Raw genomic sequence first — 8,788 nt, 5'->3', positions numbered from 1 at the left:
CTCGCTCCCACAGTTTGACCGCATTTCTCCAGTTGGAATGCATTCCCCCTGTGGGAGCGAGCCTGCTCGCGAAGGGGTCGGCACAACCACCACAAAAACCCAAACCATATCGCCCAAGTATCACCAGCGCGTCCAATTAATATTGTACGAACCCCTCCCCCYCTTTCCAATACTCGCCCTCAGCAACCACCCACCCGGGCCGGATGCGAACAGGCGAGGGAATGCGTGAGTGCTGCGCATAGAAATGGCCGATAGCCCGGGGCGTGGATGCCGAGAGCCGCAAGGCTCCCTTCCCCGCTATCAGGAGATCGACTTCAATGATCATCGATATCAGCTGCTATCCCACGGATCTCGTGGACCTCGCCTGGAGGCATGACGGTGACCCGTTCACCGGCGAGCGTCTGCTGGAGATGATGGATGGCCCGTACATGGTCAACGGCAAACCTCGCCGGATCGACAAAGCCTTCATCCAGCCGCCGCAGGGCAACACGATTTACACCTGGACCGACGGCGAACTCTCGGGCCGTGAATCCATCGACGCCTACATGGCCTACACCCTGAAAATGGTCCAGACCTACCCGGATCGTTTCATCGGCTGCTTCGTCTACAACCCGCGCTGCGGCGTGGAAAACGGCGTCGAGGCGATCGAACGCTACGTCAAGCAACACGGTTTCAAGATGGTGCAGATGCAGGCCAACATGCACGCCTACCGGCCTGACCGGGCGCTGGACTGGGTGCGCCCGTGCTTCGAGAAATGCGCCGAACTGGGCATCCCGGTCAAGCTGCACACCGGCGACGGGCCGTACAGCATCCCGTCGGAATGGGTGCCGATGATCAAGGAATTCCCCAACGTGAATTTCATCATGGCCCACTTCGGCGTGCAGACCGGCGGCGTCTACGTGTTCGAACCGATGCAATGGGCGATGGAGCTGCCCAACGTCTACTGCGAATCGGGCTGGTGCCTGCAATCGCGAATCGTCGAGTTCGCCAAGGTCTTGCCGACGCACAAGATCCTGTTCGGCACCGACACCCCGCCGAACGAACCGGGCATGTGGCTGCGCCTGCTCGAAGTGCTGTGCCACGAACCGCCGCAGGGCCTGAACCTCGACGAGGACACCCTCGAAGAGTATCTGGGCAACAACACCGCGCGGATGATCGGCCTCGAACCGACCCCGCCGCCGCGTTCCGTTTCCGAAGCAGAGGCGCAACTCAAGCGCCCCGTCACCACGCAACTGGCCAGGAGCTGAACCGATGATCATCGACACCCATCTGCACCCCACTAACCTGGTCGACGAGGCCTGGCGCCACACCGGCGAACCGTTCACCGGCGAGCGCATGCTCAAGCTGATGGACGGCCCGTACATGATCAACGGCAAGCCACGCCGCATCGACATGGGTTTCATCCAGCCGCCACCGGGCAACACCGGTTATCGCGACGGCAACCGTCGGGGCCGCGAAGGCGTGCGTGACTACATGTCGTACGTCGCCGAACTCTGTGTGAAGTACCCGGACCGCTTCATCGGCAACTTCAACTTCAACCCGCGCTGGGGACCGGAAAACGGTGCGGCGGAGCTGGAATTCCACATCAAGGAATACGGCTTCAAGATGCTCAAGCTGCACGCCAACATGCACGGCTATCGCCCGGATCGGGCGCTGGATTGGCTGCGTCCGGCGATGAAAGTCTGCGCCAAGTACAACATCGTGGTGCTGATCCATACCGGCGACGGACCGTACACCATTCCGACGATGTTCTACCCGATCATCCGCGAGTTCCCGATGGTCAATTTCATCATCGGCCACTTCGGCATCCAGACCGGTGGCAACTACTCGTTCGAGGCGTTCTGGATGGCAATGGACACGCCGAACGTGTACTGCGAATCCGGCTGGTGCTTCCAGTCGCGGATCGTCGAATTCGCCAAGGAGCTGCCGCGCAACAAGATCGTGTTCGGCACCGACTCGCCGCCGAACGAACCGGGCATGTGGCTGCGCGAGCTGGAGGTGTTGTGCTCACCGGCACCGCAAGGCTTGGGCATCGACGAGGACCATCTGGAGGATTACCTGGGCAACAACATCGCGCGGTTGTGCGGAATCGAACCGACGCCACCGCCGAAGGATCTGGTTGAGGCGGATATTCGCCTGACGACCACGTACCTCTAGGCAACGCTGATCCCTGGGACACAAGGTAACCCTGTGGTGAGGGGATTCATCCCCGATGGGCTGCGCAGCGGCCCCAAAACCTGCAACCGCGTTGTATCAGGCAGACCGCGCTGACTGGTTTACGACTACTTCGCAGCCGATCGGGGATGAATCCCCTCGCCACAAATGACACCCACAAGGCAACACTGCAACAACACAGCGACTTTACAGGCACGAAGATGACCCGGCGTTTGCTCGACCGGCAGGCCAACGGCTGCTCGATCGAACGCCTTCTCACCCCTGCGTGCCTGCTTTTTATGAGGTGAAACCATGACCCGTTCGACGCTCGGCGATTCTCAGGATTTTCACGTGTTCATCGATGCCTATCGCCGAGAGTACCCGGACGATGTGCTGACCATCAGCCAACCCGTTTCTGCCGATCAGGACATCACCGCCCTGGTCGATGCCCTCGCCGCACAGGGCCGCGATCCGCTACTGATCTGCGAAAACGTCGGCGGCCTCAAGGTGCCGGTGGCGACCAACCTGTTCGCCTCCCGCACCCGCATCGCCCGGTTGTTCGGTGTCACGCCTGCGCAACTGCACGAAACCTTCCAGCAGCGCGCCAACCAGCCCATTGCCCCGCGTTACGTAGAAAGCGGCCCGGTGCTTGATGAAGTGTTCGAAGGCGAAGCCGTGGATCTGGCGCTGCTGCCGATGCTCAAGCACTTCGACAGTGATCGCGGGCCGTACATCACCAACGCGATCATCATTGCCGAGGACCCGCTGACCGGCATCGCCAACATGAGCTACCACCGCTCGATGCGCCACGCCCGCCAGTCCCTGGCGACCAGCCTGCACTCGCGCGGACATTTGTGGCGAATGCTGCAGACTGCCCGTGAACGCGGTGAAGAATTGCGCGTGGCGATGGTGGTCGGCGCACATCCGCTGTTCATGCTCGCGGCAGCAGCGCGCTTGCCCTACGGCAGCGATGAACGTGCCGTCGCCGGTGGCTTGTTCGGCGCGCCGCTGGAACTGGTCAAGACCCCGCGTTACGGCATCGGCGTCCCGGCATACGCCGAGTTCGTCCTCGAAGGCGCCATCGACCCGACGGCCTACGCCGAGGAAGGCCCGTTCGGTGAGTTCAGCGGTTATTCCTCGGATCGCTCGACCAACAACGTGCTGCGCGTCGACACCCTGTTGCGGCGCAAGGATGCCTGGCTGGTGGACGTGATGGGCGGCCGCTACGCCGAACACCTGACCCTCGCCCGACTGCCCCGCGAAGCGGAAATGAGCGAGAAACTCAAGGCGCGTTTCCCCGCTGTCACCGCCGTGCACTACCCGAATTCCGGCACCCACTTTCATTGCTATGTGGCGCTGGATCAGAGCCGTGACGGCGAGGCGCGGCAGATCATGCTCGCCCTGCTCGGCTGGGATCCGTACCTGAAAAACGTGATCGCGGTGGACAGCGATATCGACATTACTGACGACAGCCAGGTGCTGTGGGCGCTGGCCACGCACTTCCAGCCGCATCTGGACCTGTTCATGATCGACGGTTTGCCCGGCAGCCCGCTGGACCCGTCGTCCTCGGTCAACGGCACCACGTCGCGCATGGGTCTTGACGCCACCCGTGGCTCGGGCTTCGACGGGATCAAGGCGCAGCTGGATCAGGATGTGCTTGAACGTGCGCGGGTGTTGCTCAAAGGCCTTGCATCGTGAACCGCCAGCGGATGGTTGTGGGCATCAGCGGTGCGTCCGGCTTCATCTATGGCGTGCGTCTGCTGCAATTGCTCGCCGAACTGGACATTGAGAGCCACCTGATCATCAGCCGCGCCGCGCTGCTGACCATGGCCCACGAGACCGACTACAAACTGGCCGAGGTCACTGCGCTCGCCAGCCACTACCACCGCGCCGATGACGTCGCCGCCGGGATCGCCAGCGGTTCGTTTCGCTGCCTGGGCATGGTGGTCGCGCCGTGTTCGATGCGCTCCCTGGCGGAGATTGCCACCGGCACGTCGTCCGGGCTGATCGGCCGCGCTGCCGACGTCACCCTCAAGGAACGCCGCACCCTGGTGCTGATGGCCCGCGAAACCCCGCTGACCCTCGCCCACCTGCGCAACATGACGGCCGTGACCGAGATGGGCGGGATCATCGCCCCGCCGGTGCCGGCGTTCTACGCCCGGCCCGAAAACCTTGTGCAGATGGTCGATCACAGCCTGGGGAGAGTGCTCGACCTGTTCGGCCTCGATGCCGGCGTTGCCGCCCGCTGGAAAGAACACCCAAATCCCAATGTGGATATGAATACCTGTGGTGAGGGGATTTATCCCCGACCGACTGCTCAGCAGTCGCAAAACCTGTGAGTGAGGTTTTCCTGACACAGCGCAATTGCAGATTTTGGGGCCGCTTCGCGACCCATCGGGGATAAATCCCCTCGCCACAAACGCCAATCAAAGGAGCTCCAGATGAACACCCCCTTCAACGCCCCAACCCGCAACACCAAAATCCCCGTGACCATCCTCACCGGCTTCCTCGGTGCCGGCAAAACCACCCTGCTCAACTACATCCTCAAGGAAAACCACGGACGCAAGATCGCCGTGATCGAAAACGAGTTCGGCGAGGTCGGCATCGACGGCGATCTGGTGCTCAGCTCCGAGACCGAAGAAATCTACGAAATGGTCAATGGCTGCGTGTGCTGCACCGCCGAGGTTCGTGAGGATCTGGTGCGCATCGTCCGCGAACTGGTGGCGCGCCCGGTGCGCCTCGATCACATCCTGATCGAGACCAGCGGCCTCGCCGACCCGTACCCGGTGGCGCAGAGCTTTTTCATCAATGACCCGATTGCCGAGGACGTCGAACTCGATGCGATCGTGACCATGGTCGACGCCAAGCACATCGCCCAACACCTGGAGGATCTGCAACTGGATGGCGTCGACAATCAGGCGGTGGATCAGATCGTCTGCGCCGACCGCATCGTCATCAACAAGGTCGATCTGGTCAGCAGCGATGAAGTGGAAACCCTGCGCGACAAGATCCGTGGTTTGAACGCCACGGCGGATCTGGTGACCTCCACTCATGCGCAGATCGATCTGACGAAAATCCTCGGCATCGGCGCCTTCGAATGCACGCAGAAGCTCATGGAAATCGGCGCTGAACAGCACGCTCACCATGACCACCACGACCATGATGAGCCCGACCACGAACATGACCCGAGCGTGTCATCGGTAGGCATCGCCGTGGACGGTGCGGTCAACCTGATGGCGTTCCACCGCTGGATCAGCGAACTGCGCTCGTCCCAGGCCGATAACCTCTACCGCATGAAAGGCGTGCTCGCCGTGGCCAACGAAGACCAGCGCTACGTGCTGCAAGGCGTGCACAGCCTGGTGGAGTTCCGCGCCTCGACCGCCTGGGGCACGGAGCCCCGCTCGAGCAAGATCGTGTTCATCGGCCGCGACCTGGATCGCGCGGCGCTGAACCAGGGCTTTGCCGCCTGCCTGGCAGGCTGAACAAGGCATCGGAGCCGGTGGATGGCGGCTTCGGGCACGAATGACTGATGCCCAGTGGCACTGAAATCTGTGGAGTGAACCCGATAATGAGGTCACCCGTGGCGAGGGGATTTATCCCCGATCGGCTGCGCAGCAGCCGCAAATCCAGCACATGCGGTTTGTCTGGTAAACCGCAAGTTCAAGTTTTGGGGGGGGCTTCGCACCCCATCGGGGATAAATCCCCTCACCACAAAGGCTCACTCCTACAGGGGATCTGCAGCAGGCATCAGACGAATACCCCTCTCTACCGCATAAAAACAGCCAGAGGTGATTCCCCATGTCGTCAGCCACTCCTTCCTCCACCGTGCACCCCGTCGACCGCGTTTTGCCGGTGCGACAGATGCTCACCCTCGGCCTGCAACACATGGCCGTCTCGTACATCGGCGCCATCGCCGTGCCGTTGATCGTTGCCAGTGCATTGAAAATGTCCCACGCCGATACCGTGGTGCTGATCAGCACCACGCTGTTCTGCTCGGGCATTGCCACCCTGTTGCAGACCGTCGGTTTCTGGAAATTCGGTGTGCGCCTGCCGATCCTGCAAGGCGTGGCGTTCAGCAGCGTCGGCCCGGTGATCGCCATCGGCAGCAACCCCGAGGTGGGCTTCCCCGGGGTCTGCGGCGCGGTGATCGGTGCCGGGATTTTCACCCTGCTGATGGCGCCGTTCGTGGGCCGGTTACGGCGGTTTTTCCCGCCGGTGGTGACCGGTTGCATCGTCACCGTGATCGGTCTGCAGCTGTTCCCGATTGCCTATGAATGGGTAGGTGGCGGACGCAACGCGAGCAACTTCGGCGCGCCAGCCTTTCTCGCGGTGGCGGTGGTGGTGCTGCTGACCATTCTGCTGGTCAATCGCTATGGCAGCCCGCTGCTGCGCAACATGGCGGTGCTGGTGGGCATGTTGGTCGGCGCCGGTCTGGCCTACGGTCTGGGCATGGGCAATTTCCACAGTGTTGAAGAGGCGCCGTGGCTGACCGTGCCCTACCCGTTCTACTTCGGCCTGCCGACGTTCAGCCTGATCCCTATCGCGACCATGGTGGTGGTGATGATCGTGCAGATGGTCGAGTCGATGGGGCTGTTCGTGGCCATCGGCGACATCGTCGACAAACCGGTGGAAGACCAGCAAGTGGTCAACGGCCTGCGCGCCAATGGCCTGGCCAGCACCATCGCCGGAATGTTCGCCGCATTCCCGTTTATCGCCTTCATGGAGAACGTCGGCCTGGTGATCCTGACCGGCGTGCGCAGCCGTTGGGTGGTCGCCGTCAGTGGCCTGCTGATGTGTTCGATTGCACTGGTGCCCAAGGCCGGGGCGATCATCGCCTCGATGCCGACGGCGGCGCTGGGCGGTGCTGGCATTGCCATGTTCGGCGTGGTCGCGGCGGCGGGCATCCAGACCCTGGCCAAGGTCGACTACGAACGCAATCGCTACAACGTGTTGATCGTCGGTTTCACCATCGCCGCCGCGCTGGTACCGGTGCTCGCGCCGACGCTGTTCAAACAACTGCCCGAGTGGTCACAGCCGTTCCTGCACAGCAGCGTGGTCATCGCCTGCCTGGTGTCGGTGCTGCTCAACGCGGCGCTCAACGGCGTCAGCGTGCCCGACACCACACCCGGCAAATCCGCCTCGCACATTCTCTGACTGGAGCCTGCCATGACTCAACTTCAAAACATCCTGATCAAAAATCCGCTCGCGGTGATGACCGGCCTGCGCGGTCCACGTGCCCGGGCCGGCGCGGTGGACATTCGCGTGATCAACGGACGCATCGCCGAAATGGCCGCCGACCTTGAGCCACACCCCGGCGAACGAGTGATCGATGCGCGCAACAGCGTGGTCTATCCGGGCTGGATCAACACCCACCATCACCTGTTCCAGAACCTGCTCAAAGCCGTGCCCGAAGGTTTGAATCAGGATCTGCAAGGCTGGCTGGCGAGTGTGCCCTACCCGCGTTTGAACCGCTTTACCCCGCAACTGGCAAGGATCGCCGCCCGTCTGGGCATGGTCGAGTTGCTGCTGTCGGGTGTGACGACATGCGCCGATCACCACTATCTCTACCATGCTCACGGCACGACCGAAACCGGGGATCTGTTGTTTGATCTGGCCGATGAGTTCGGGCTGCGCTTTGTGTTGTGTCGCGGTGGTGCGCTGGAATCCGCCAGCGCGCACCCGGGCTTCTCGAAAACGGCGTTGCAACCGGAAAGCCTTGAGCAAATGGTCGGCGATATCGAGCGGCTGAAATCGCGGTATCACCAGGACACCCCGGACGCCCTGCGCCGAGTGGTCGTCGCGCCCACCACGCCGACCTTCTCGCTGCCGCCGACCCTGCTGCGCGAACTGGCGCACACCGCGCGCGGCCTCGGTTTGCGCCTGCACACGCACCTGTCGGAAACGCAGAACTACGTGAATTTCTGCCGCGAGAAATATAACTGCCTCCCGGTGGAGTTCGTCGCCGAACACGAATGGCTCGGGCCCGACGTCTGGTTCGCCCACGCCGTGCACCTGCAACCGGGGGAAATCCGCATGCTCGCCCAGACCGGTAGCGGCGTCTCGCACTGCCCGGTAAGCAATGCACGCTTGGGCAGCGGCGTCGCGCCGGTGCCGCAAATGTTTGAGGCTGGCGTGCCGATCTCCCTCGGCGTCGACGGCGTCGCGTCCAACGAATCCGGGAGCATGGTCGGCGAAGCCAACACCGCGTGGCTGATCCACCGCGCCGAACAAGGCGCCTCGGCGACCACCGCCGAAGACGTGATCCACTGGGGCACAGCGGGCGGCGCCCAGGTATTGGGACTGGGCGCGGTCGGTACACTGCAAGTCGGGCAAGCCGCGGATCTGGTGATCTACAGCCTCGACCATCTACGCTTCTTCGGCTTCCACGATTGCGCGGTTGCACCCGTCGTCGCAGGGGAACCGATCACGGTGAAATACAGTGTGGTGGGCGGCCGGATCGTGGTCGATAACGGCGTGATTCCGGGGCTGGACATCGAACGGATGCGCGCCGAGGCGTGGGAAGGTGTGCAGGCGATGATGAACGTCGACGATTGACTTGCAGGCGATACAAAAACCTGTGGGAGCGAGCCTGCTCGCGAAAGCGGAGTGTCAGCCGCTGAACGGTTGGGCTGAT

Annotated in this window: 7 protein-coding genes; all 7 read left to right on the top strand. The window is 62.6% G+C overall.

Annotation, left to right across the window (positions count from 1 at the left end):
* The first annotated feature begins 317 nt into the window (after positions 1 to 317).
* Positions 318 to 1,247, top strand: coding sequence for an amidohydrolase family protein (locus tag HT737_RS26530; RefSeq protein WP_086792694.1), 930 nt, complete (start codon positions 318 to 320; stop codon positions 1,245 to 1,247).
* 4 nt (positions 1,248 to 1,251) lie between these two features.
* A complete protein-coding gene (locus HT737_RS26525; protein WP_003224037.1) occupies positions 1,252 to 2,157 on the top strand; it encodes an amidohydrolase family protein in 906 nt (301 codons plus the stop codon).
* Between the two features lie 309 nt (positions 2,158 to 2,466).
* Positions 2,467 to 3,852, top strand: coding sequence for a UbiD family decarboxylase (locus HT737_RS26520; protein ID WP_182404322.1), 1,386 nt, complete (start codon positions 2,467 to 2,469; stop codon positions 3,850 to 3,852).
* 11 nt (positions 3,853 to 3,863) lie between these two features.
* Positions 3,864 to 4,493 (top strand): UbiX family flavin prenyltransferase, encoded by a 630-nt coding sequence (locus HT737_RS26515; protein ID WP_220459522.1) that lies wholly within the window; start codon positions 3,864 to 3,866, stop codon positions 4,491 to 4,493.
* A gap of 102 nt (positions 4,494 to 4,595) precedes the next feature.
* Entirely contained in the window at positions 4,596 to 5,636 is a 1,041-nt protein-coding gene (locus tag HT737_RS26510; RefSeq protein ID WP_182404320.1) for a GTP-binding protein, read from the top strand.
* A 316-nt stretch (positions 5,637 to 5,952) separates the two neighbouring features.
* Positions 5,953 to 7,308: a nucleobase:cation symporter-2 family protein gene (locus HT737_RS26505; protein WP_041073301.1), complete on the top strand. Its 1,356-nt coding sequence runs from the start codon at positions 5,953 to 5,955 to the stop codon at positions 7,306 to 7,308.
* Between the two features lie 12 nt (positions 7,309 to 7,320).
* The gene (locus tag HT737_RS26500; protein WP_182404319.1) at positions 7,321 to 8,709 is read left to right on the top strand and encodes an amidohydrolase family protein; all 1,389 of its coding nucleotides are present in this window, start codon (positions 7,321 to 7,323) and stop codon (positions 8,707 to 8,709) included.
* Positions 8,710 to 8,788: the final 79 nt, after the last annotated feature.

This window comes from Pseudomonas sp. MD195_PC81_125 (genome assembly GCF_014060985.1).
Taxonomy (GTDB): domain Bacteria; phylum Pseudomonadota; class Gammaproteobacteria; order Pseudomonadales; family Pseudomonadaceae; genus Aquipseudomonas; species Aquipseudomonas parakoreensis.
This window is presented reverse-complemented; position numbering and strand designations above follow the sequence as displayed.